Source organism: Vibrio sp. 10N.222.46.A1 (assembly GCF_041473595.1).
GTDB classification, from domain to species: domain Bacteria; phylum Pseudomonadota; class Gammaproteobacteria; order Enterobacterales; family Vibrionaceae; genus Vibrio; species Vibrio tasmaniensis_A.
Genome location: NZ_JBFRSN010001868.1, coordinates 1 through 1,006, shown reverse-complemented (window position 1 = coordinate 1,006; position 1,006 = coordinate 1). Strand labels below are relative to the sequence as shown.

The 1,006-nt window shown below is 31.0% G+C and carries 2 protein-coding genes and 1 pseudogene; all 3 read left to right on the top strand.

Annotated elements, in window-relative coordinates; all coding sequences use genetic code 11:
* Positions 1 to 200: ABC-three component system protein (locus AB4496_RS29690; RefSeq protein ID WP_372133727.1), on the top strand; the 200-nt coding region annotated here is incomplete at its 5' end.
* A gap of 127 nt (positions 201 to 327) precedes the next feature.
* Entirely contained in the window at positions 328 to 417 is a 90-nt protein-coding gene (locus tag AB4496_RS29685; protein ID WP_372084971.1) for a hypothetical protein, read from the top strand.
* Positions 411 to 1,006, top strand: a pseudogene (locus AB4496_RS29680) (flagellar protein FlgN); the annotation flags it as partial. The gene AB4496_RS29685 and the pseudogene AB4496_RS29680, both read left to right, overlap by 7 nt.

The following is a 1,006-nucleotide window of genomic DNA, read 5'->3' as shown; positions in this document are numbered from 1 at the left end:
AAAGAGCTCCATACACGTCAGATACAATTTATAGCCAGGTAAAAACTTACTATATTAAATTAAAAAAAGATGGTCTTAATCAAACGGAAATATTTGGTGCATTAGTTGAATGGATTAATAACACCACCAACTGTAAAAATATAGAGATTTCAGAAATTATCGTATCCTACTTCATTCAAAACTGTGAGGTATATTCATGATTACACCAAGTAAAACAATACCTTTTAAAGATTCGATAGTATTCAAAATGACAATTATTTTAGATGATGACTTTGACGAAATTCCGTTAATTGATCTTTATAATAAGAAAAAAACAAATTCAAAGGAATTGATGAGTTTATTTATTCAATTGATGTTCTATATGTTTTAGGGAAGATTGAATTGGATCTAGAATTAGGTAAGGTAATAAAATGCTAAACGAGTTAAGGTGTAATAAATTAATTGATACTAAGTTAGAGTTCAATGACGGGTTAAATGTCCTTGTAGGCCCAAATGATGGAGCAAATTCCATTGGTAAGTCATCAGTTCTAATGTTAATTGACTTCGCATTTTCAGGAGATGATTTTATTAAGTTATCATCTGACATAATCGACAATGTTGGCATAATAACAGTTGAAATGGATTTTATCTTTGACGGTGTTATCCACAAGTTTTCTAGAGCTACAAATGATCCATCTGTAGTTACATTTATAACTGAAAGTGAACATATTGAAAAACCAATATCTGAGTATAGAGAATTTTTAAAAGAGAACTATAAATTCCCTGATGAATCAGCTAGCTTTAGGTCAGCGGTCAACCCATTTTTTAGAATATGGGGAAAAGAGAATAACAACCCAAATAAGCCACTGAACTCTTTCCCCAGTGAACCATATTCAAGCATCAAACCTAACGTATTAAAACTTTTTTCTTTACATGGGGACTTAAAAGAACTAGAGCTTGAGAAGAAGGCAACACAAAGTAAAAAAAGCATCCTTAAGGGAGCCTTTAATGAAGGTTATATAAAGCC